This is a genomic window from Rheinheimera sp. B2H12 (assembly GCF_059620065.1).
This window is the reverse complement of the sequence record NZ_CM184363.1, coordinates 1,325,287-1,348,652: the sequence shown is the minus strand read 5'-3', so window position 1 is coordinate 1,348,652 and position 23,366 is coordinate 1,325,287. Positions and strand designations below refer to the sequence as shown.

At 50.1% G+C, this 23,366-nt stretch carries 21 protein-coding genes and 1 other RNA gene; 9 read left to right on the top strand and 13 right to left on the bottom strand.

Going from position 1 to position 23,366, the window contains the following annotated elements; all coding sequences use genetic code 11:
• Nucleotides 1-125: 125 nt before the first annotated feature.
• The 7 genes from recR to AC53GJ_RS05980 all read right to left on the bottom strand — a co-directional run bounded on the left by recR (nt 126) and on the right by AC53GJ_RS05980 (nt 6,668).
• Nucleotides 126-728, bottom strand: a complete 603-nt coding sequence (recR, locus tag AC53GJ_RS06010; protein WP_496731631.1) for a recombination mediator RecR — start codon at nt 726-728, stop codon at nt 126-128.
• A 23-nt stretch (nt 729-751) separates the two neighbouring features.
• Nucleotides 752-1,078 carry a YbaB/EbfC family nucleoid-associated protein gene (locus tag AC53GJ_RS06005; protein ID WP_496731630.1) on the bottom strand — a complete coding sequence of 109 codons (327 nt, stop codon included), beginning with the start codon at nt 1,076-1,078 and terminating at the stop codon, nt 752-754.
• Nucleotides 1,079-1,190: 112 nt separating this feature from the next.
• Nucleotides 1,191-3,761, bottom strand: coding sequence for a DNA polymerase III subunit gamma/tau (gene dnaX / locus AC53GJ_RS06000; protein WP_496731629.1), 2,571 nt, complete (start codon nt 3,759-3,761; stop codon nt 1,191-1,193).
• A gap of 47 nt (nt 3,762-3,808) precedes the next feature.
• The gene (gene apt / locus AC53GJ_RS05995) at nt 3,809-4,360 is read right to left on the bottom strand and encodes an adenine phosphoribosyltransferase (RefSeq protein WP_496731628.1); all 552 of its coding nucleotides are present in this window, start codon (nt 4,358-4,360) and stop codon (nt 3,809-3,811) included.
• A 337-nt stretch (nt 4,361-4,697) separates the two neighbouring features.
• The gene (locus tag AC53GJ_RS05990) at nt 4,698-5,459 is read right to left on the bottom strand and encodes an HvfC family RiPP maturation protein (protein WP_496731627.1); all 762 of its coding nucleotides are present in this window, start codon (nt 5,457-5,459) and stop codon (nt 4,698-4,700) included.
• Nucleotides 5,459-6,328, bottom strand: coding sequence for an HvfB family MNIO-type RiPP peptide maturase (locus AC53GJ_RS05985; RefSeq protein ID WP_496731626.1), 870 nt, complete (start codon nt 6,326-6,328; stop codon nt 5,459-5,461). The genes AC53GJ_RS05990 and AC53GJ_RS05985 overlap by 1 nt, the downstream gene beginning before the upstream one ends.
• A gap of 1 nt (nt 6,329) precedes the next feature.
• Nucleotides 6,330-6,668: an HvfA family oxazolone/thioamide-modified RiPP metallophore gene (locus AC53GJ_RS05980; protein ID WP_496731625.1), complete on the bottom strand. Its 339-nt coding sequence runs from the start codon at nt 6,666-6,668 to the stop codon at nt 6,330-6,332.
• Between the two features lie 255 nt (nt 6,669-6,923).
• Here AC53GJ_RS05980 and AC53GJ_RS05975 point away from each other — a divergent pair, with 255 nt between their 5' ends.
• Entirely contained in the window at nt 6,924-7,292 is a 369-nt protein-coding gene (locus tag AC53GJ_RS05975) for a hypothetical protein (protein WP_496731624.1), read from the top strand.
• 97 nt (nt 7,293-7,389) lie between these two features.
• On the opposite strand, the gene AC53GJ_RS05970 is transcribed toward AC53GJ_RS05975, so the two are convergent.
• Entirely contained in the window at nt 7,390-10,440 is a 3,051-nt protein-coding gene (locus tag AC53GJ_RS05970) for a TonB-dependent receptor domain-containing protein (protein WP_496731623.1), read from the bottom strand.
• Between the two features lie 493 nt (nt 10,441-10,933).
• Between AC53GJ_RS05970 and dinG the strand changes: the two genes are divergently transcribed.
• The 4 genes from dinG to AC53GJ_RS05950 are packed head-to-tail and all read left to right on the top strand — an operon-like array spanning nt 10,934 to nt 15,334.
• Nucleotides 10,934-12,979: an ATP-dependent DNA helicase DinG gene (gene dinG, locus AC53GJ_RS05965; protein WP_496731622.1), complete on the top strand. Its 2,046-nt coding sequence runs from the start codon at nt 10,934-10,936 to the stop codon at nt 12,977-12,979.
• 2 nt (nt 12,980-12,981) lie between these two features.
• Nucleotides 12,982-13,761 carry a sulfite exporter TauE/SafE family protein gene (locus AC53GJ_RS05960; RefSeq protein WP_496731621.1) on the top strand — a complete coding sequence of 260 codons (780 nt, stop codon included), beginning with the start codon at nt 12,982-12,984 and terminating at the stop codon, nt 13,759-13,761.
• A complete protein-coding gene (gene priC / locus AC53GJ_RS05955) occupies nt 13,758-14,405 on the top strand; it encodes a primosomal replication protein PriC (protein WP_496731620.1) in 648 nt (215 codons plus the stop codon). The genes AC53GJ_RS05960 and priC overlap by 4 nt, the downstream gene beginning before the upstream one ends.
• The gene (locus AC53GJ_RS05950) at nt 14,405-15,334 is read left to right on the top strand and encodes a histone deacetylase family protein (protein WP_496731619.1); all 930 of its coding nucleotides are present in this window, start codon (nt 14,405-14,407) and stop codon (nt 15,332-15,334) included. The genes priC and AC53GJ_RS05950 overlap by 1 nt, the downstream gene beginning before the upstream one ends.
• 24 nt (nt 15,335-15,358) lie before the next feature.
• Here AC53GJ_RS05950 and AC53GJ_RS05945 read toward each other — a convergent pair whose 3' ends face one another.
• Nucleotides 15,359-16,456, bottom strand: a complete 1,098-nt coding sequence (locus AC53GJ_RS05945; RefSeq protein WP_496731618.1) for a tryptophan 2,3-dioxygenase family protein — start codon at nt 16,454-16,456, stop codon at nt 15,359-15,361.
• A gap of 160 nt (nt 16,457-16,616) precedes the next feature.
• On the opposite strand from AC53GJ_RS05945, the gene AC53GJ_RS05940 reads away from it, so the two are divergent.
• Together AC53GJ_RS05940 and AC53GJ_RS05935 are read left to right on the top strand one after the other, a co-directional pair.
• Complete coding sequence (locus AC53GJ_RS05940; RefSeq protein WP_496731617.1) at nt 16,617-16,952, top strand: late competence development ComFB family protein; 336 nt, start codon at nt 16,617-16,619, stop codon at nt 16,950-16,952.
• A complete protein-coding gene (locus tag AC53GJ_RS05935; RefSeq protein WP_496731616.1) occupies nt 16,945-17,181 on the top strand; it encodes a DUF2496 domain-containing protein in 237 nt (78 codons plus the stop codon). The genes AC53GJ_RS05940 and AC53GJ_RS05935 overlap by 8 nt, the downstream gene beginning before the upstream one ends.
• A gap of 103 nt (nt 17,182-17,284) precedes the next feature.
• Here the strand turns inward: AC53GJ_RS05935 and ffs are convergent.
• Together ffs and AC53GJ_RS05925 are read right to left on the bottom strand one after the other, a co-directional pair.
• An RNA gene (ffs, locus tag AC53GJ_RS05930) (signal recognition particle sRNA small type) lies at nt 17,285-17,381 on the bottom strand.
• 159 nt (nt 17,382-17,540) lie between these two features.
• The gene (locus AC53GJ_RS05925; RefSeq protein WP_496731615.1) at nt 17,541-18,410 is read right to left on the bottom strand and encodes a DUF3014 domain-containing protein; all 870 of its coding nucleotides are present in this window, start codon (nt 18,408-18,410) and stop codon (nt 17,541-17,543) included.
• Nucleotides 18,411-18,655: 245 nt separating this feature from the next.
• Between AC53GJ_RS05925 and AC53GJ_RS05920 the strand changes: the two genes are divergently transcribed.
• Nucleotides 18,656-19,798, top strand: coding sequence for a patatin-like phospholipase family protein (locus AC53GJ_RS05920; RefSeq protein ID WP_496731614.1), 1,143 nt, complete (start codon nt 18,656-18,658; stop codon nt 19,796-19,798).
• A gap of 151 nt (nt 19,799-19,949) precedes the next feature.
• Entirely contained in the window at nt 19,950-20,894 is a 945-nt protein-coding gene (locus tag AC53GJ_RS05915; RefSeq protein WP_496731613.1) for a GGDEF domain-containing protein, read from the top strand.
• Here AC53GJ_RS05915 and tilS read toward each other — a convergent pair.
• Both tilS and accA read right to left on the bottom strand, forming a co-directional pair.
• Complete coding sequence (gene tilS / locus AC53GJ_RS05910) at nt 20,870-22,285, bottom strand: tRNA lysidine(34) synthetase TilS (RefSeq protein ID WP_496731612.1); 1,416 nt, start codon at nt 22,283-22,285, stop codon at nt 20,870-20,872. The genes AC53GJ_RS05915 and tilS overlap by 25 nt on opposite strands.
• 108 nt (nt 22,286-22,393) lie before the next feature.
• The gene (gene accA / locus AC53GJ_RS05905; RefSeq protein ID WP_496731611.1) at nt 22,394-23,350 is read right to left on the bottom strand and encodes an acetyl-CoA carboxylase carboxyl transferase subunit alpha; all 957 of its coding nucleotides are present in this window, start codon (nt 23,348-23,350) and stop codon (nt 22,394-22,396) included.
• Nucleotides 23,351-23,366 lie beyond the last annotated feature (16 nt).

The window sequence follows — 23,366 nt, the reverse complement described above, 5'->3', positions numbered from 1 at the left end:
CACACGCCGGGGCTGACAGCTATATGGGGCAAACTTAATCAAGTTTCAAGGGCAGCTGACATCAGCTAAACAGACAAAAAGCAGCGACAGGCACGCCATAGCGTGCGATCAAGTCAGTTGATGGGCTAAAATGGTTTGCGCCCGCTAAAGGCATAAGACAAAGTACTGCCATCGACATATTCCAATTCACCGCCAACCGGCATGCCTTGGGCGAGTCGCGACACCTGAATTTGGTGCTTTTTACAAAGCTCAGCAATATAAAAAGCTGTAGCATCGCCTTCAATGGTCGGATTAGTTGCCAGGATCACTTCCGCAATGCTGCCATCAGCCAGTTGCCGTGCCAGATTATCCAAACCGAGCTCGGCTGGGCCAATGCCATCCAGTGGCGACAGCTGACCACGTAACACAAAATAACGACCGGCAAATAATCCAGTTTGCTCAATGGCATACAAATCAGCCGCACTAGCTACCACACAGAGCAACGGACTTTGGCCCCGCACCGGATGTTGGCAAATGGGACAGAGCGGACTCTGGGCAAAAGTGCGACATTGCTGACAATGCCCCACCTGTTCCATGGCGGCTTGCAGCACATGCGCGAGTTCCAGGCCGCCAGTACGGTTACGTTCCAGCAGTTGATAAGCCATGCGCTGCGCAGACTTCGGGCCTACCGATGGCAGGATCCTGAGTGCATCAATCAGTTGCTGCACTAAAGGCGTATGTTTAGCCATGACGGCAGGTCCTCAACGACAAATCAGAATGGCATTTTAAAACCAGGTGGTAATTGCATGCCACCCGCAACACCGGCCATTTTAGCTTTGCTGGTTTCTTCCACCCGACGCACCGCATCATTGATAGCGGCAGCAATTAAATCTTCCAGCATTTCTTTATCATCCTGCATCAGACTGTCGTCAATACTGACACGGCGGACGTTATGATTGCCGAGCATTGTCACTTTGACCATGCCGGCACCGGCTTCACCCGTCACTTCCAGTTTGGCGATTTCTTCTTGCGCCCGCTGCATTTTTTCCTGCATCGCCTGCGCCTGTTTCATGATATTACCCATGCCACCTTTAAACATAACGGTTCTCTCTTTTTAACTGTAACAATGCGGTTGGACATTTTGCTGGCGACACGATAATCAGATCGCCCGCAAATTACAAGACATCAGGCCATCTGCTGCCGATGTCCGGTTAATTAACGGCCAGCGTTTCTGGCAATAATTCGGCAGCAAACTGTTGTTGCAAGGCCACCACCAGTGGATCTGAGGCCAGTAATTGCCGGACATAACGCTGCCGGGCCTGTTCAATCTGTTGCTGGATTGCCAAAGGGCAAGCCGGCACTTCAGGCGCAAAGGTCACCATCAGTTGCAAGGGGTGACCATAAGAGGCCGACAACACCTGCTGTAAAGTCAGACGATTTTTTTCGCTATCCAGGTGTTGCTGACTCTGACTGACATGTAACTTCAGTTGCGCAGGCTCAGTGCTGTCATCCAGCACCGGACTGGCATGCAATAAAAATAATCGCATCAGACCACCGATAGCCAGTTGATCAATCCGTGCTGCCCAACTATCGACTTGACTGGCAGAGCGCACGGCAAAATTGCTGGCATCAATCTCGCCGTTAAACACTAACTGTTGTGGCACTTGCGTCAACTGGATTTGTGCAGTCGGCAATTCTTCAGCAAAGTCGGTATTTTCTGGGTCCAACACTTGCAAGCTATCCAGCAGCGCATGCCGGATCGGTTGTGCTTCGCTCTGCTGCGTGAGCTGAGGCTGTAGTGTACTCTGTGACTGTGCCGGCTCAGTCTGCAACACAGCAGCAGTTGCATCCTGGTGTTGATACTGTTGCCAGGCCCAGTCGCCAGCAGCACTATCAGCGACTGGATCTGGCTCTTCATCTTCGCCTGGCTCTTGCGGTTGACGATCAGCATTGGGTTGCGCCAGCTGCGGCCTGAGCTCAGCAGATAAAGGTTCGTCATCTTCCTGCCCTTCCTGCCAGTCTGTTGCCGTTGCTGCCGACAGTGGCGCGCTGGTCACAACCTCGGCAAGTTGCCAGGGTGGTAAATCGACCGGGCTTGACGCCGTTAATGGCTGCAGTGCCGGGGCTGGACTGGCTCTTGGCAAGGATACTGCTGGCGTTTGCGCTACACGCTCAGTTGCTGATGCTGATGCTGATGTGGCTGCTGTTGCCACAGTCGTCGTGACCGGTGCCGGAGCTTTCTCAGACAGGGCCGGCGGCATAGTGTTCAACACCGGCCCCACTGCCGCTGGCGTTGGCAACGGCTTGGCCGAAGGCTTCGCCAACGGCTGAGGCTCAGACTTTTTTGGCGGTTCAGCTCCTGCCGACAATGACTGCATGGTCAGGCCACGCCGAGCCAGAATACTGGCCGACAATGGGTCTATCGTCGCTGCCGGTGTTGCCGGTGCAGTTCCTGGCACAGTTCCTGGAACAGTGGCAGGGTCGGCGATTGGTGCCGCTAAGGCCGGTAGTGCTTGGCTGGATTCAGTACTGGCTTCTGCCGCCAGGGTTGGCATGGCTGCGGCCGCCAGCACAGGAGCCGGAGTTGCGGCTGCCTCCTCAGGCGACACACTGGCAGCAACTGGACTGGCTGTAGCTGTCGGAATACCAGCGGCGGATAAGGCTGCTGCGCGACCCGTATGGGCGGGCGCTGCTACTTCGCCTGGCACAAAGGCAATGGCCCGCAACAACGCCATTTCCAACCCGGTGCGCGAGTCTGGCGCATAAGCTAAATCCCGTTTGCCCGATAACAGCAACTGATAATACAACTGAATACTTTCCGGACTTTGGGCTCTGGCCACAGCCCGGACAAAAGCTGATTCGGTCAGCGCCAGTTCGGCGGCACTGAGCTGGAATTGGGCTAATGCAGCCAGATGCAATAACGACAGCATATCGTCAAGCACCGACTGAAACTGACTATACTGGGCAATTAACTGATATAAATGCTGTTGCATGCTGGTTAAATTGCGATTCAGCACATCTTGCAACAACAATTCAGCCCAGGATTGTTCCAGATAGCCCAGCATTTCCCGTACCGGCGCTAGCTCAATATGACCATTGGTCTGAGCTATCGCCTGATCGGTCAGACTGAGTGAATCACGTAAACTGCCTTTGGCCGCCCTTGCTAACAAGGCCAGCGCTTCATCTTCAGCGCTAATCTGTTCCTGCGCCAGAATATAACTTAAGTGCTGTTTAATTTGCGATTGGCTCAGCGCCTTCAAACTAAACTGCAGACAACGCGACAATACAGTAATCGGTAACTTTTGCGGATCTGTGGTTGCCAGCAGAAACTTCACGTGCGGCGGCGGTTCTTCCAGCGTCTTTAACAAGGCATTAAAACTGTGTTTGGACAGCATATGCACTTCGTCGATCAGGTAAACTTTATACCGGCCCCGACTCGGTGCATATTGCACGTTATCAAGTAAATCGCGGGTATCTTCAACCTTGGTGCGGGATGCCGCATCAATTTCGAGTAAATCAACAAAATAACCTTTATCGATTTCAACACAGGCACTACAAATGCCACAAGGGGTTGCCGTCACCCCTTGCTCACAATTCAGACTTTTGGCAAAAATCCGCGCTATGGTGGTTTTACCGACCCCGCGGGTGCCGGTGAACAGATAAGCGTGGTGCAGACGGTTTTGGGTCAGCGCATTGGTTAAGGCGGCTTTGACATGCTCTTGCCCGACCAACTGGGCAAAATTTTGTGGCCGCCATTTACGGGCTAACACCTGATAACTCATCTGCACTCCTTCTTCGCGCTGTGTCTATCCACCCTGGCTGCTATCACTTAGTGACCGGCATATTCAACCAGGCTATGCACATTCAGCGATAAAGCAGCTAACCTGGCGGCGCCGCCTAACTCTGGCAAATTCACCACAAATGCGGCGTCATGCACAGTGCCACCCAGCCGGCGAACCAGTTTGGTTGTGGCGTCAATAGTACCACCAGTTGCCAATAAATCATCTACTAACAGGACTTTATCGCCAGCAACAATGGCATCAGTATGCATTTCGAGCGTATCCTGACCATATTCCAACTGATAACTTTCGGCAATCCGCTCGCGTGGTAATTTGCCAGGTTTGCGCACCGGCACAAAAGCCACACCCAGCGCATAAGCCAGCGGCGCACCAAAAATAAAGCCACGTGACTCAGTGCCGACAATTTTGCTAAAACCGTGGTTGGCATAATGTTGTTTCAGGTGATCAATCACGGCGGCAAAAGCCACTGGGTCCTGCATCAGACTGGTTACATCGCGGAATAAAATACCTGGTTTCGGATAATCCGGCACCGCTTTAATCACTTGTTGCAACATCAGGCTCAAGCTGTTTTGTTGATTCATATCAAAGACACTCTGTTAAAAATTGGCTTAAAATTCGTTCGTGATGCTGACTGACCATGGCGCGGGTTGCCGCCCGGTGCCGATGGTAAAAACCAGCTTCTGTGCTGGTGAGTCCGATAAAAAAACCGCCATGCGGCGGTTTTCTGCATCCTGACTGTGGATTACCCCAGAATTTGGATCCAGCGCAGAATAGGTACCAAGCACAATAAGCCAGTGAAGACGGCAATAAAACCGAGTAATTGCATCACGCCAAAAGATTCTTTAAAATTTTCGTCTGCCATTGCGTACTTCCCCACTATTGATCAGGCCAGAAACAGGTCGGTCATGGTAATGAATTTTACGCGCCTTGAAAAGCTCGGATCACAGCTTTCTTTGCCAGATCCTGCACAAATTCGCCAGCGTTGCTGACAATCATGGTACTGGACTCTGTTGGAAGCAAGCGACATAACTCAGCTAATAATTCTGCCCAGCGGATACCTGGCCTAGTTTGGATTTGAAATAGCAACAAAGCACTGAGTTGATTCAATTTGATAAATTTTACCTCGTCCGCCAAATCCCGATAGAGCAATAAAAAATGCGGACTGCTATCTGGTTGTTGTGGCTGAAAATCGGCACTAATTTGCATCACCGGAAATTGGTAGATCAGTAATTCCGCCAGCGCCGATAACTGTAAAGCGCTATCTGTCGACAGTGCCGTCAGCGTCACTTCAGCGCTGACCTGCCGGGTCGCGAGTTCCAGCTCCATCCATTCATAATGCGCCAACTCCAGCAAAAAAGGCGGTTCATTCGCAGCCAGTGGCTGTTCATCTTGCCACTGTAAAAACTGGCTGGCGATATGCAAAAAATAAGGGCTCGGTTGCGCGCCACTGCGAAAAAAAGCGGCCACCTTCTGCTGCCAGGCCAGCGGGCTGTACAAAGAACACAACACCGGAAAAGCACTGCTGACAAAATTCAGCACATTATTAAAAAACAATTCCTGATAGACCTGAAACTGACCAGGCCTGACATCTGCCGGGGCCACATCCGCTTGCTGCTGCCGGATCGCATCTGCCAACTGGTATTGTAACAACTGAAATGGTGCTAACGACGGTGCCGGCATTATTGGACTGCTGCCATTGGCGCAACTTGGCTGGCATGGCCACAACCAGCCGCCTGTTGCTGATGATGCTGAATAAGCGCCAGCTCAGTGGTTAATTCTAAGAGTGGCGGCAGATTAAAATCACGCTCCAATACCGTTGGAAAAACGCCATGCTGCTGATAGGCAAAAGCCAGTAACTGCCAGACGTCCGCACAGACGGCACTGCCATGGGTATCAATCAAAGCCGGTTGGCCGCTTAGCTTATTCTGATAATGACCGGCAATATGGCCATAGACAATACGGTTGCTTGGGAAAGCGGCAATAAAATCCCGCGCGTTGTAACCATGATTGTGGGCATTGACATACACATTGTTCACATCCAGCAATAAACCACAGTCGGCTTGCTGTAACACCTCAAGGGTAAAATCCAGCTCGGACATTTCCTGTCCTGGTGTTGCATAATAGGACACGTTTTCAATCACCAACTGCTGCTGCAGAATATCCTGTACCTGGCGGATCCGCCCGGCGACGTAACGGGCAGCAGCGGATGTAAAAGGCATAGGCAATAAATCGTATAAATGCCCGCCGGCCGAGCAATAGCTCAGATGTTCACTGTAGAGTCTGATTTGATGCTGCCGGAAGAACTGTTTCAGCGCCGCCAGCAAGTCCAGATCCAGCGGATCCGGACCGCCAAGCGACAGTGATAAACCATGACAAACAAAAGGATACTGCTCGGTCATCCGGCGAAATTGCTTGCCGAGCGCACCGCCGAAAGGTAACCAGTTTTCCGGTGCCACTTCAAAAAAGCTGATAATGTCAGGTTTTTGGCTGGCGAGTGGCTGCAACAGTTCTCGCCGCAAGCCCAGCCCGACACCGGTTGGCAACTGCATCTTAATTCAGACCGCCACATTTACCTTCGCCACACTTACCTTCACCACATTTGCCTTCCTGGGCTTTGTCGGTTTTATCGGCTTTGTCAGCAGCTTTGTCGGCCATTTTATCGCCGCCACATTTACCTTCCCCACATTTGCCTTCTTTGGCTTTATCCGCAGTGTCTTTGTCGTCGGTTTTCTTTTTGTCAGCGCCACAAGCGGCTTCTGCTGCAGATAACTGATAACCGGCTGCTAATTCCACCGCTTGAAACGAGCTTTCAGCAGCATGCACTGTGGTGATTGAACTTAATAACAGTGTGCCCATGGCTGCAGCCATTTTTTGTTGCATATTTTTCATAGTTGCGTCCTCTGTTGATGAACCGGGCTATGCCGGAATATATATACCTAGTCACTGCATACCAGACCCGACGAAAGCAGATTTTCTTCCCACTTGACCAAGTTATTGTTCAAACGCCGGGCCAACACAACAGACAAGATCAGCAAACAAACTTTTATCGCTTCGTTTGATCTGCATCAGCACGGTGCCGCCATTTCAGCGCCACACTAGCTATTACCTGTTTATGGCTATCTGCTGCTTGCTTCAGAGGTTTTTATGCCCCAATCACTGACCCCGTTATTACGCGCGCAATTATTCGAAGAATTGCAGCTGATCCGGCAAGATATTTTGCATTATCTGCAACAAGACCGGCAGACGCAATACCAACAATTATTACAAGTGCTTGAATCACAGCAACTCGGGCACTGGCCGGAATTACTAGCCAAATGGCTAACGCCTGAATTAAAACAAAAAACCAACCGGCTGGAAGCTTTACAAGCTGCGCTTAGTCAGATGGATATGGGCTTGTATGGCTTATGCTGTGATTGCGAATGCCGGATTGAACGAGAATTACTGAAGCAGGACCCAGCCCGACAACGCTGCGCCCGCTGCCAGCAGCATTGGCTGGAGAATCAGCCATCTTAACTTGTTGACAACGGTCACCGCAGTCAACAAATAAAAAACCCGGCACAGGCCGGGTTTTTTGCTGCCGTGCAGAGCACGGCATTCACTTTTACTGCAATTAGAACTTGACCTGAATCGCAGCTGTGTAACGGCGACCTACCACATCGTATAACGATGGATCTGTACCTGACTGTACGTTTGGTACATAAGTTGGAGGCTGTTTGTCGAACAGGTTGTTAATACCCAGACGAACGTTGGCACCTTCAAACAGGTTGTAAGTCAAAGACGTATCCCAGTACACCACTGAAGCCACACCCGTTGGGTAAGTTTCGATTGGGAACTCTACTTTTAACCGGTTGACCATGCCATCGATGAAACGACCGCGTAAGGCCACTTCAAAATCACCAATAGTGACTCTGTTGTTCCAGTTCGCTTTCAGTTCAGGGAAGGATTGACCAAAACCAGCACCGAAGTAAGAGATAGAACCTGTGTAATCAACCACTGGCATGCCAGCACGAGATTGCGTCTCATAAGACAGTAAGTAGTTGATATACACATCAGTATTCCAGGTTAAGCCACCCAGTAAACCGCTATCTAACCGGTAACCTGCTTGTAAATCAATCCCAGAAGTTTTGATAAAACCGGCATTGTTGGCAGTAAACTTGCCATCGGCTTGATCCAGGTTTTTCACGCCTGAAATCGCACCTGAACCACCACGGGTAAGCGCCTGACAAGAGATTTGATCCTTGCTCAGGTTAGGGTTATTGCCATAGTAGTTATAACAGTCGGCAATAATTGGGTTTGAGTTTGGCGTTAAGATCGCATCCTGGATATCAATGTTGTAATAATCCAGTGCGGCGGTGATACCAGAGTCAAAGTTATGCACGGCACCAAAAGTGATGGTATCGGCAGTCTCAGGCTTCAGCGCAGTATTACCACCAATAGTGGTAGTTAACTGGCTGCCAGGCGCCTGGGTAAATCTGGCTGTATCTGTAACGCCAGTGTCCTGACATAATTTACGACCGGCTTCGCCACTGGCTTTTCTGAACTCACTGTTGGCAGAACATGGATCATAAAACTGTGGTGCAGAGTTACCGCCGCTGAATAATTCGTCAAAGTTTGGAGCCCGTACCGCGCGCTGGTAAGACGCACGTAACCGTGGCAGACCGTCAGCTATTTCCCAGCTCACTTCTGCTTTTAACGCGTTATTGCGATCTTTTTTACTCTCAACTTTTTTGATGGTGTCGTAGAACTGAGATTCTGAAGTCCGGAAACCCAGTGTTAAGTCCAGCAAGTCAGCCATTGGCTTGCTATCCAGTAACGGGATATAAGCTTCCGCGAAGAAGTCAGTAAATTCGTTTTCACCACCGGCAGCAGTGGCAACGTTTGGACCAGAAATGGCACCAGTCAGAGCACCAGGGTTGCGGTCGTAATCAAATTTACGGGTTTCAAGACCAAATACGGTACTTAACATACCGCTTGGTAATTCAAACATATCACCAGAGACAAAACCTTGCATCACGCGTTGGTTCAGCTCACGACGCTCAACGTTTTCCACCAGCAGATAGGTTTTACAGGCATCAGACACTTCAGCACGGCCAAATGGGTTGTAACCACCGGCACACAGGCTGTTACCACCATCTGGTGCTTCAATTAATCGCTGCATTTTCTGGCTGTCAATGGCACCTTCCTGCGTCACTTCGATATTGGTTTTACCCTCCATCGCATAAGCTTCCCAGCGCCATTCATCGTTGATTTCACCAGAGAAACCTAAAGAGTATTGCAACACAGTGTTATCGTTCACCGCATTACGTAAGCCACCCCAGACTGAACGGGATTGCAGCGCAAAAGCTTCGTTGGCGCCAGAACCGACTATATCCGGGTTGTCACCGGTCCGTGAATTTAACAGCGTTTTTAAGTCAGCCGGAATAAAGGGGTTAGTCACTGGTATAAACAAGGCGCGCAGTGCCGACACTTTACCTGGTGCAATCAGGTTCGATGAAATCATCGTAGCATTAGTGCCGCCAGGACCTTGGGTCTGAATGGTTGGGAACGGTGTTGGAGCCAGTGCCGTTGTTGCTGAGTAATTGGTCCAGGCAACAGAACCAAACACTTTAACCTTTTCAGTCAGCTGGTAATCCAGCTTATTCATAAAGGATTTACGTTCCAGTGGTAATACCAGCAGGTTCACCTGGTCAAAGTTATAGCTGTAAAAATCCGGGAATAAGTTGGTGTTGATAGCAACATCATTATCACCATATTTCCAGTTTTCTACATCCAACGGCGTACCAGCGACACCACGCGAGAATAACGAACCATCAGCGTTAAAACTGATTAAGTCCTGGCTGTTGACAACTTTACCTGCACCGACGCCATATTTGGCAAACACGCTGTCAATGGCAGCTTGGGATGGCAGGTTATTGGCGTTATTAAACAGTAAACCTTCCGGAATATAAGAGGTGGTTGATGAAGCGGTGGCAGCAAAACCACGCTGACCTTTTGTTAATGGCTGACGGGTAGAATGGTCATAAGCAAAAACCGCATTCCCTTTATCATCATCAAAATTGCCACCAAAGACTAACGAGAAGTTATTCTCTTTAGAATCACGGTCAGATAACTGGTTTGAGTTGCTGAAACGGAAATCCAGCCCCTCAAAATTGCGTTTCATTTTCATGTTCACCGCACCAGAGACCGCATCGGCACCATAGGCAGCACCAGCACCACCGCTGACCACTTCAATACTTTCAATTAAAGCGACCGGGATAGTATTTAAGTCAACCGTCATATCAGCACTGGATGGCATTAAACGACGACCGTCCATCAACACCAGGTTACGGTTAGCACCTAAACCCCGTAAGTTGATATTGGACTGACCGCTATTGCCAGGGTTATTCGAGGTGGTTGAAGCTGAAGGGTTCACCTGTGGCAGAGTGTTAAGGAAGGTATCGAGAGTCACGTCAGCGCGGCTGGTTAACTCTTTTTCATCGACACTGACGATCGGGCTATTAGAGACCAGATCGGCTTTCATGATACGTGAACCAGTAACAGCAATACGCTCAACTTTTTTCTCGTCTTCCTGAGCAAAAGAAGCAAAAGAACTGACAGAGGCAACGGCACCAAACACGATGGCCGTGCGCACAGCGTTGGATACTTTGGTATTTCTAAACATGTTTTATTCTCCCTGGACCACTGTGAAGCAGTGATTCTATTTTTTGAACCTGGTCTGACCTGGCACATTTTTGCAGTCGTTTTGCTGCAAACTCCAGTTGATAATAAACAGATTTTTTTTTACCGCCAACTAAATTTAGTGGAACGAAAATGAATAAAGATTGTCCGGCTACAAGAACGACAACTGGATGACAAACAAAAAAAAGGTAAATAATAAACAAATCAATTAGTTAAAAAACAAAACCTCACTTATTCAGCAAAAAAAATGGCAACTAACCGCTACGAAAAGAAACAATTCCAAGCCGGATTTTCGTCAGTTGACCGCACTGAGAGGCTCAATATTTGACCTCAGACAGCCCAGACACCGTTTTAACCGCTCATTTTTTTCGACCTTTGCCCGCCAGACATCTGCGCTGGCGCTGACCAGATTAAATTTGCAGCCGTTCGGCTACAGGCTTACAATAGCTTAACTGTGAATTTATACAGGCATTATTATGCTAAGCGACGCTGTCAAAGCGCAGATCAAAACCATCCATCAGCAGATCAAAACTGCCTTACCTGGTTATCAGCCAAGGCCAGCCCAAAATAAACTAGTGGCGGAGATGGCCAATATTATTGCTGGCAGTTATCACAGTTATGATCGGATCGGATTGATTGAAGCCGGCACCGGCACTGGTAAATCGCTGGCTTATCTTTTGGCTGCCATCCCACTGGCGCTGCAAAAGAAAAAGACCTTAGTGATTGCCACCGCCACAGTGGCCTTGCAAGAGCAACTTGTGTACAAGGACTTACCTTTTTTTCAGCAGCATAGCGCTTTGGCTTTTGAATTTAGTCTGGTGAAAGGCCGGCAACGCTATGCCTGTATCGAACGCTTGCAACAACAGTTAAAGCAGCCTGATTTGCTGCCATTTTGGCAAGAGATGCCGGATCCGGCACTGCTGGCAAAGCTGCTAACCGCCTGGCAGGAACGCAGCTGGCTCGGTGATAAAGACAGCCTGCCAATCGCCGTAAGTGATGGTCAATGGCACAGTATTCAGGCGGATGCTTATCATTGCCATAAACAACATCAGGCCCACAGGAGCTGCCCTTTTCATCTGGCACGCGCTGAACTGGAACACAGTCAGGTGCTGGTGGTCAATCATGCCTTACTGCTGGCTGATTTAGCCTCTGGCAACAGTATTTTACCCAAGCCGGAAGACTGTATTTATGTGATTGATGAAGCGCATCATCTGGCCGACAGCGGCCGGGATTTTTTTGCCGCAGAGGCGAGTCTCAACTTTGATGCCAAACAATGGCAGGAACAAATTGATAAGCTGTACCAGCAACTGCAAAAAGAATTGCCGCAGCAAAGCGCGATCCGTGACTGCTTAAAACTGCTGGAATTAGCACAAGACTTTTTCGCCACCATCAAACCTGTGCAAAATCAGCTGAAAACATTCAGCAACGATTGGTTTGGCAAACAACCGCATCAACGTTTTATTGATGCACAGTTGCCACCATTGTGGTTGCAACAGGCTGAACCGCTGGCTGAAATCAGTGGCAAATTACTCAGTGCCATCGAAAAGCTGTTTCAGCAACTGCTGGAGCTTGGCAGCGAAGGCAAGTTGAAAAGCCGATTACTGCTGCCACTGCAACATGAATTATCTCAATTAGAACAACGTTTTTCTGCGCAAAATCAGCTGTGGCAATTGTGGTCAGTGCCACAACAAAAACATGTCAATCAAGCGCGCTGGGTCAGTCAGCAGGAACAACAACTACGCGGCCATGCCTGTCCACTGTCGGTCAGCTTTCAACTGGACGATCTACTTTTTAGTAAAGCCCACGCCGTGCTGTTATGTTCTGCCACACTGACTTCACTGAATTCGTTTGATTATGCTAAACGCGAACTGGGTTTACTGGAGCATCCGGGTTTACGCACCTTGCAGGTCAACTCCCCTTTTGCTTATGCCGAACGTGGCCTGATTCATATTCCGAAGTTAACAACCGAACCGACTTCAGAGTTGTTTACCGATGAACTCATTGCAGTATTGCCGGATTATTTGGATAAAAATATCGGCAATCTGGTGTTGTTTGCCTCTTACTGGCAGATGGAACAAGTGGCGACAGCCCTGCGCAAAGTTGGTTTCAGCTTGCTGGTGCAAGGCGAAGCCAGCCGACAGTCGTTATTGGATCTGCATAAAATGCGCATCCAAGGCGGCGAAGGCAGCATTTTATTTGGTACCCAAAGTTTTTCCGAAGGACTGGATTTACCCGGCCCCTTGCTCACCAATCTGATTATCACCAAACTGCCTTTTGCTGTCCCCACCTCGCCATTTGAAGAAGCCATGGCCGAGGCCGTGACCAAAAGAGGCGGTAATCCATTTTTGCAACTGACAGTGCCGGCAGCAGCAAAGAAACTGGTGCAAGCCTGTGGTAGACTGCTGCGGCAGGAACAGGACCAGGGCCGGATTGTGATCCTGGACCGGCGGCTGGTCACCAAATCATACGGCAGCGCCATGCTCAAAGCCTTGCCGCCTTTTAAACAACAGATAGATGGATAACCATGGAATTTGCGCTTGATCCCAGCCTGCTGCTGTTACTTTGTTCAGTCGCTTTTCTGGCGGGTTTTATTGATGCCATCGCCGGTGGCGGCGGTTTACTGACGGTACCGGCATTGTTAACTGCCGGTCTACCACCCCATCTGGTGCTGGGGACCAATAAACTGGCGGCAACTTTTGGTTCACTCACCGCCGCCATCACCTATTATCGGAAAAAATTATTTGACCCAAGTTACTGGCGCCATGCGCTGCTGGCCACCGCTATTGGCGCTTGCGTCGGCGTGCTGGTGGTTGATCAAATCAGTAAAGAAACTTTAGAAAAAGTACTGCCAGTGCTGATCTTAATCGCAGCAATCTACAGTTTGTTTGCCAAAGTACAGGCCGATGATCAACTGATGTTGCCTCCGCCTGATCGGAGAAATCGCTGGAGTCAGCGTCTGCAGGGCTTCAGTCTGGGTGTCTATGATGGAATTGCCGGGCCTGGTACCGGCTCATTCTGGATGGTGTCGACCATGGCGCTGTATAAAATCAATTTATTGCTGACCAGCGGTGTGGCCCGTTCGATGAATTTTGTCAGTAATGGTTTTGCCCTGGTCACTTTTGCCTGGCTCGGTCATATTCATTATCAACTGGGCATTGCCATGGGGCTCTGCCTGATGATCGGCTCTTATCTGGGCGCTCATACCGCAATCCGTTTTGGCAGCAAGTTAATCAAACCTTTGTTTATTCTGATGGTGATGGCCATCGCCGGTCGTTTGATCTGGCAAACCTGGTTTAATGCATGAGCAGTGTATTGCAACTGAGTCAACAACTGGAACAACAACTGCTGACGCTGGCCAGTCAGGCCAGCCGCATTGATCAGGCCGCGCCCGCCTGGCAACGGCGCGACTGGTTTGATTCTGAACTATTCCAATGTCATTCGCCGCAACTGCTCGATTATGTGCAGGAAGCCATGCAAATGCTAACTCGCCTGCGCCAGCCGGTGCGTGGCCACGGCGATTTATTGCGCATTCAACAAGCCAATCAACAGCGGATGGCAGAAAAGTTAGCGGCGCAAATTCAGGCACTGACCCGGGCTTTTAGTTGTCTGGATGTTCGGCAGCGGGAAAAAGGTAAGTGGCGTGCCCGGCCAGAAAAAAATCCGGCTGCGCATCAACTGAGTGACCAGCAACAAGCTACAGCGGCCCAACGTCAGCGCGCCGGGCAATTGTTGGCGGAACTCGGTGGTTCGCATCAGGCTTTGTATCAGAAGCTCAGTGAAACGCTGGAATTTGAACGACGGTTGCAACAACTGATCCAACAAGCGGCCATTGAACAACAAGAGCCGGCCAGACAACTGGCTTTGCACGCCAGACTCGGCCGCTGCCGCAAAGCGTTAAGTCAGTTAGAAGCTGAAATTCAGTGGCTGGAACAAAAAAAGGAATTTTGATGCGCTGGCCGCCGATGATTTACCACCCTTGCTACAGTGCGCTGCAATTACCTGAGCGACATCGTTACCCGATTGGTAAATATCAGGCCTTGTATCAGGCGTTACTGCAAGCCGGGGTGCCGGCAGACACTTTTATCACCAACAGCCCGCCAGCCAGCCGACAGCTGTTACAGCTGGTCCATCAGCAGGATTATATCGATAGCCTGTGGCATGGCACTATCGATGCAAAAGCGATGCGCCGGATTGGTTTTCCGTGGTCGGAATTTTTGTTACATCGCAGCCTGCAGTCAGTAGGCGGCACTGTGCACACCGCTCAACTGGCATTAGAGCATGGCTTGGCGCTGCATTTAAGTGGCGGTTATCACCATGCCTTTGCCGGGGAAGGCAGTGGCTTTTGTTTATTTAACGATCTGGCGGTGGCTGCGATGCAACTGCAGCAACAAGGTGTGGATAAAATTCTGATTTTTGACTGCGATGTCCATCAGGGCGATGGCACTGCGCTGCTGTTTCAGCACAACAAAGGCATCATCACCGCCTCTTTACATGGCGAAAAAAATTTCCCGGCACGCAAACAACAGTCAGACTGGGATCTCGCATTACCGACCCATTGTCAGGATCATGCTTATCTTGAGGCGGTTCAGCAAAGTCTGGATTATCTGCTGGCGCTGCATCAACCGGATTTAGTGCTGTTTGATGCCGGGGTTGATATTCACCAGCAGGATGATTTGGGCTTACTAGCGATCAGCACTGCAGGTGTGCTGGCGCGCGATCAATATGTCATCAACAGTTGTCGCGACCGCAATATTGCACTGGCCGCAGTCATTGGTGGCGGTTATCAGCGCGATTTAACCGCGCTGACAACAGTGCATCTGCAGTTGTTTAAAGCTGCGCTGCAAAGCCGGCAACTGCCCTACGACCTGCCGGCTTGAACCAAGCCCCCCTGACCGCCCAGGTTATTGCTGACCGGAAAAATAAAAGCCGAGCTGGCGTTTCACCGCCGCCGGTAACAGCGGCAAACTGGCTTTGGGCACCAGGAAAGTTGCCATATGGAACAGATCGGTGAAGATCCGGTTCTTTTCGGTGGTGCGTTTCAGGTAATCATGGCCGGACGAGCCGCCGGTGCCAATTTTGGTCCCCAACATCCTTTGCACCATCATGGCGTGTTTGTAACGCCAGATGGTCAGGTTCTCATCAATTTCGGTCAAGCAGGTCAGCACCTGAAATGGCAGGTTAAATACCGGCTCTTCCTGATACAGACTGATAAAGAGTGCCGCCAGCATCGCCCGCTGACTGAGACGAAAACTGCCTTCCTGTTGCAAGGCGGCATATTTACCGGTATCGAGTAAGGCGGCGAACTTGGCGCGGGTTTTGTCAATTTCGCTCAGTTGCAACAGCCGCTCATGCTCCGCCAGCTCAGCCAGACTGCGGACTGTCTCTTCATCTTCATCCAGCATCTGCGCTGTGGTGTGCTGGTACATCTGCCAGAAACTGAAATCACCAAATTCTAAAAACGGCATCCGCTCCAGCCATTTTTCCACTTGCTCAAACAAACTCGGTTGTTGTTCCAGACTTTGTAAAAATAACCGGTCTTTTTCATTGAGCCGGCTGTAAAAAGAATTTTTATCATAGTCAATGCGATAACCACTTTTCAGTCCGAGGCCAATCTCCAGCATCTTAAACTGCACACTCTGAAAACCGGAAGCTGGCACCAGGTAATCCCGAAACGACATAAAATCTTGCGGCGTCATCGTTTCCATCACACCGATTTGCTGATTCATCAGTTGCTGGATGGTGATCACCCGCTTTAATTTATGCACCACACCGGTCAGTTGTTCATCTTTCACCACGTCGGCAGCAAACACACTCAGCACCGCTTTTAATTCATGCAGCACTTGTTTAAACCAGAGCTCATACACCTGGTGCACGACGATAAACAGTGTTTCATCATGGGCTTCAGCGCCATATTTAGCGCTTTGGGTATCCTGAGACGTCAGGATTTTGTCCAATTGCAGATAATCACCGTAGTAACAAGGCGTGGTATTCTTTTGCATAACTGGGTTCCGGCCTCTGGCCTTAATTGCGACGCCGCATTGTAGCAGTGCTTTCGGCTGAATGTCAGTCAGACCAGCTGTGGCATTTTCAGTGATTAGTGTTTATGCTTAGCCGAACAAAAAAACCAGTCAGGTCAACACGCTTGACCATGGAGCCTTAATGAAACTACATGATGATATTCACAACTATTACGAGAAACTGATGCTGGATCACCTCAGAGAGTTGGGGCTGGATGAAGAGCATGACAGCGAGTATCTAGCCGATTTATGCTGTATTGTGCTGAACCAGCTGCCTTGTAAGTATATTCGTTATGAAGTGGATATGGCGTTTTATCTGCCGCAAACGGAACGCTTTGAGATGGTAACCCGCGTCAAGGATGCGGTTGCCAAAGCCAGAGCTTTCCTTGACAGTCCGGATAACAACAAAACCGATGTGGTGACAGCCGCAACGACGAACGATGAAACGGCGAGCAACGCCGCAGCAGAACATGGTTAACGGTTCGACCAGCCCAGCGCCGGTGGCGGTATCGCTGCCGGCAACGCAACCTCCGGCAGCCCCAATCCCGTTAGCCCAGGCTACATTGGAAGTACAATTGGCCGTTGAACTGATTTTATTACTGGAACAACAGCAGTTGCCATCCGAGACTGTATTAGCGGCGCTGGATATCGTTAAAGCTGATTTTTTACGGCAGGCAAACAAAGCGGCGGAGTCACTGGCAGAGTGAGCAAGTCAGGCACAATTGACTGCAAGTAAGACTGTTACAAATTAAGTATTAGATAATGACGAAGACTTGATGAAGTGTCAGCCAAAGCTGAATTGGGTGGCAGCCTTACCAGCCACATCCCGGCACACACGTCATACGCTGCGGCTGCTTCCTTCCGGACCTGACCGGGTTCACGTACTAGTATTGCGAGAGGACCAATAAGGCTACCATAGTGTCGCGGCTGAAGTATCAGCTGCAATGCGGGCGCATTATGCGCAAAACTCGCCGCTGGTGCAACTGATTCTGTTCATTTTGCGCTATTTCGGCAAAACCGATGAAAAATAACACAAATACTCAGCCTGGCTCTGACCTCGCAACCATTATTTCGCTAACAGGGGTTGATAGGCTGACAGTAATAGCTTTAACCTTTGCTGATTTTTTTGCCCAAGTCGGATCATCTGCTTATGCGCCAGGGGTAGCTGTTCAACTTCACTATCGGCAAAATCATATTGCACTGAATCCAGCACCAACAAGGGGCCATCCGCAATCTCGGGAGCAGCGACTAACACCGCAATAGCTTGCTGCAGGCGGTCACGGAATTGCTTATCCGGATAACCCAACTCCTGATAAGCCGTTTGCATCAAGGGGTACAACTTATTAAACAGCGCAACCACCTGAGCTTTTGGCGCGCTCTCCAGTAATTCCAGATAAGGCTGGTACCGACTGTAGTTCGCAGTATCCAACTGATAGTGCTGGCCTTGTTTTTTCACCTGAAAATCTTTGCTCAGCCCTTTAAAAATAGCCTGTTCCGGCACTATCTGGCCCTGGGCAATATTATCGACCTGCACTACAAAACGCCGGATCATCTCTTCATTGACAAAAAGTGCTGCCAAGCCTGCTTTCCAGTTCAGTGCCAGTAATTCTTGTTTAACCAGAGCGTCTGACTCATCCAGTGCCGGCAACGCAGGTTGCTCCGCTACCCTTTGTTCGCCGCCCAGCAACGTCGGATCCACCCCAGCATCTGCCGCCTGCTCACTAATCGGATCTGCTGGCTCGGCACTATTGGTCAGCACATCATCCGGTTCGGTAGTTTTTGCTTCCACCACAGCGGGTGGCACCGTCACTGTTGCCGGTACTTCAACCGGCGCCGGCACCGGTTTCCACCAGTACCAGCCGGCAGCAGCCAGCCCCAGTAACACCAACACAGGGCCAATAATATGGGGTCTTTTTGCTGATTGATTGTCTGACATCTTCCACTTCCTCGGTTTTGAGCATCATGCTGCACTTTCAGTTCTGCCGTGACAGGACCATCATCACCACAAATCAGTTACGTGCTAACAGCTTACCGCAACTAGGGCGTTGAAACCACTTCGACTGTCAGTCGCATCTCAGGTTCCGGTAAAAACTAATTTTCCAGCTGAAGCGCCGTTGCTTTGTCAGCAGAACTCAGTAATAGTTAGCCATAGTAGTGTGCGTGACAGTTGATGTATCTCTGATGAACCAAACCAAGACCGATAAAAAGATTGCCTTGTTACTGACCGGCGGTGGTGCCAGAGCCGCCTATCAGGTCGGGGTCCTGAAGGCGATAGCTCAGCAGTATCCACGCAACAGTAAAACACCTTTTGATATTATTTGCGGCACTTCGGCTGGGGCGATCAATGGTACGGCGCTGGCTTGTTATGCCAGTTGCTTTCATCTGGGCGTGCGCAAACTGGAGTGGGTCTGGAAGAATTTCCATACCGGTCAGGTGTATTACTCCGATTATTTGCGCGCCACTTATCATTTATTGCGCGGCGTCTTTGCGGCGTTTCAGGCCGATTACGCCAATCATAAACCGGTGTCGATGCTTGACAATAAACCCCTGAAATTACTGCTGAACGAAATCCTGGATTTAAAACGGTTAGACCGCAATATCATGGGAGGTTACCTTGAGAGTGTCTCAGTCACGGCAAGTTGTTATAACACCGGTGATTCCATTACGTTTTTTCAATCCAGTCAGGCGGCGGAATGGCAACGCTCCCGCCGTTGTGGTCAACGGACTTTGCTCGGCGTCCATCATTTAATGGCATCCGCCGCCATTCCACTGGTGATGCCGTCGGTACGGATTAATCAGCATTATTATGGTGATGGTTCGGTCAATCAATTATCGCCACTCAGCGCCCCTATCCACCTAGGCGCCGATAAAATCCTGATCATTGGCCTGGAGCAACCGCGTAAACGGGAACATTTGCAACAAATGCCACATCACCCGAATGTGTCGACTATTGCAGGTCATTTACTGGACAGTATTTTCTCTGACACCTTAACCGCCGATATGGAAAGGATGCAACGCGTCAATAAAACCATTGAAACTCTGCGCCAGCACCAAATCCCGTCAGAGTTAAAACCCGTTGAAAGTTTACTCATCAACCCGAGCACCAACTTTAATCAATTGGCCAGTGAACATTTTCTGGCATTGCCAATGGCCATCCGGTCTTTATTGCGCACTCTTGGCATTAAACAACACTCTGAATCCAGTCTGGCCAGTTATCTGTTGTTTGAAAAATCTTTTACCCGCCGTCTGATTGAACTGGGCTACGAAGATGGCATGCGCCAGATCGACAAAATAATGGCGTTTTTAGCAAGCGAGACGCCATAACGACTGCAAGTGGCAGTATTTTGCCGTCAGAAAACAGTAATTTAGCATTTTCTGATAAGTTAAAATTTGTAACCGGCTGTATCTTATCAATATTTCATATTGGCACAAATCATGCTTTTGCTCGGTATCAACTGAATACAGGAGCAGGCTGATGGAACTGTTCAGCATGAGCGAAATGTCACTGGATCATGTGCCCAGTTACGCAGGTATCACCTCAACCCCCAACTGGTCGCAATTGAGCAACACAGTGGGGCCAGGTTTGGTCGAGCAACTGCAAACCAGTCTGGAACTGGCACAACAGCTGCAGATTTTTTCGATGGCGGCTGGCAAAATTCTGCCATTGAGTTCCATCGAAATTCATACTGCAGTGGGTTCATTTATCGCGCCCGGCAGCTACCAGAGTGCACATGAATACCGCAGCATGCTGGTATTGCAGGACCAATGCCTGGCCGAACTGGTGTATCAAAGCGATACTTCAGTAAGTCCATTATTACAACGCAGGCTGGCAGAACTGGAAACTCAGTGGCTGTTTCCGCTGCGAAACGCCTTGATTGTGACGCGACTGCAACAGTTGGCATTAAAAGATACCCTGACAGGTCTTGGCAACCGACGTTTTTTTGACGATGCCTTTGCCAAAGCGGTGTTATTGTCGGCACGTAAGCAGTCGCCTTGTGCTTTGATCCTGCTGGATTTGGATAATTTTAAACCCGTCAATGATCAACATGGTCACCATGCCGGCGACGAAGTGTTGCTGGCCGTGGCAGATGCCATGCGCCAAACGTTGCGGCTGAGTGACAATATTTTCCGCTTTGGCGGTGATGAATTTGCGGTGTTATTAACCGCTGAAGATGCGCTGAGTGCCGAATTGGTGGCACACCGCTTGGTCAAAGCGATAGCCCAGCATCATATTTGTGAAAAATATGGTGTCTCCGCCAGTGCCGGTCTGGCTCAGTTACAGGCGCAAGAGCAAGGGTTGTGTTTATTCCAGCGGGCAGATGATGCGTTATACCAGGCGAAACAAGCCGGTAAAAATGCCGTCAAAGTGGCCCCCTCGATCAAGCGCAATGACTGTCAGTCAGTGTTGGCCAAAGCCTGAGCTGGCGCTATGCTCAGCCAGCTTTGTGCGTCTGCGGCACCAGCCTGACTATAGTGCCAGCCGCTGGTAGCTGCTCGCTGCTGTGGTGCCACCACAGCCTGCAATTGCCCGGCGCTGCAAAACAGTAGCAGGGCTGGACGCTGCCATGGCGGCAACTGCCAGTGTTTGCACCAATCTTTTAATGCTTTACTCTGCTTCGCCCCAGCCGGTTTAAAGCGCAGACTCAAAAGTCCATACTCCAGTTGCAGTTCAGCCGCAGGCTTGACCGCCAGTGGCAGATAACAAGCTAAATCGCCCCAGGCCATAGGTTCCTGCTGCCAACAAGCAGTGCGGCCATCGGCCAAAATAAACGACAGCCCCAATCGAATCGCTTGTGCCTGAGAACTTTGTGCCAGTTGCTGCAACTCGGTGGGATCTAATAAATACAACTTTTGCTGATAACGCCGCAGTGCCCAGCCAGCCAACTGAATTTCCGGACTCGCATCCAGCCGCGCCAGGATCAGTTGCTGCTGGATTTTTGTCAGCCGGTCTGCTGTTGGATTGAGCTCAAAGGTTGCCAGCCATTGCCTTAACAGCAAGGGTTGTAATAACGCCGGTTGTTGTAACAACGCCGTTAAATCCAGCTGCCGGCCCGAAGCTATCTTGGCCAGCAGTGGTTGCAGTAACAGGCTCTGCGCCTGTTGCGATTGTGCCAGTTGCGCCACGCTACGACCCGCAGTACTGGCAAAAGCTGGCCAGCGCCTGGTCAATAATGGCACGATTTTCTGCCGCAGATAATTACGGTCAAACCGCACATCGTGATTACTCTCATCTTCTATCCAGCGCAGTTGCCGGGCCTTAGCAAATTCAGTTAACTGCGCGCGGCTGAAAGACAACAAAGGTCTTAACAGCCAACCGGCGGCAAAGGGTTTATAACGGGCAATCCCGGCCATTCCGGCCAGACCACTGCCCCGCTTCAATGCCAGCAGGATAGTTTCCACTTGATCATCGGCATGATGGGCAGTGCATAAAGCGCTGTACGGTGAGTTGATAAAAGCGGATAAGGCCTGATAACGGGCGGTACGGGCTTTTTGTTCCAGATTATCTGAGCCTGCAACAGTGACGTGAATGGTTTGAAACGGCACCTGCCGTAATTGGCATTGCTCTGCACAAAATAGCGCCCAGGCATCGGCATGCGGACTTAGGCCATGATGGACATAAACTGCTTGCAACTGCCGTCCTGGTTGTTGTTGCTGCCACTGCGACAGCAGTTGCAATAACACCATCGAATCGAGGCCGCCACTGAGTCCAAGCACTAGCTGCTGCGGCTGCACTTCAACCGGCAGCGCCGCGATGCAATCTTCAATAGCGCCCATCAATTCAGCGGTGTCCATCCAGGCTCTGCCTATCATTAAAAAACCACCTCGTTGACAGGTGGTTTAACATTCACAATAAAAAGCCGCATCAAGCGGCTTTTTGCTGGTAAATCAAGCAAGTGCAACAATGACTAGGCCATAGGCTTAGCAATAGCCAAATGACATCAGACGTTTATAGCGCCGGTCCAGCAGTTCTTCCAGCGACAATTTATCCAGTTTGGCTAAGTCCCGCAGTAGCGCCTGTTTCAGACTGGCGGCCACTTGCTCATGCGCGCGGTGAGCTCCGCCTAAAGGTTCGGCAATCACTTCATCAATCAGATTCAGCTCTTTCAGCCGCGGAGCCGTAATACCCATCGCATCGGCAGCCAAAGGTGCTTTGTCGGCACTTTTCCATAAAATGGAGGCACAACCTTCCGGTGAAATCACCGAATAAGTACTGTACTGCAACATATTGACCTGATCACCAACCCCAATTGCCAGCGCACCACCAGAACCACCTTCACCAATGACAGTACAAAGTACCGGCACTTTTAAACCAGCCATGACTTTTAAGTTACGGGCAATAGCTTCACTTTGGCCACGCTCTTCTGCACCAATACCAGGATAAGCACCCGGGGTATCAATAAAGGTGATGATCGGCATGTTAAAACGTTCAGCCATTTCAAACATGCGAAGCGCTTTACGGTAACCTTCCGGTCTTGGCATACCAAAGTTACGTTTGATTTTCTCGCGGGTGTCACGGCCTTTTTGATGGCCAATCACCATCACAGTGCGTTCACCAAGCCGGGCTGTACCACAGACGATAGCCGCGTCATTGGCAAAAGTGCGATCGCCGGCCAGTTCATCAAAATCAGTGAAAATATGTTTGATGTAATCCAGCGTATAAGGACGCATCGGATGACGGGCCAACTGGGCAACCTGCCAGGCACCCAGCTCAGCAAAGATTTTTTTGGTCAGTGTCAGGCTCTTTTCTTTGAGCTTGTTCACTTCTTCTTCCAAGCCGAGATCGAACTCGCCATTGCGGCTGACTTTGCGCAGTTCTTCTATTTTTGCTTCAAGTTCCGCAATCGGTTGCTCAAACTCTAAATAATTCAGCATCATCGACTGTCACTACCTA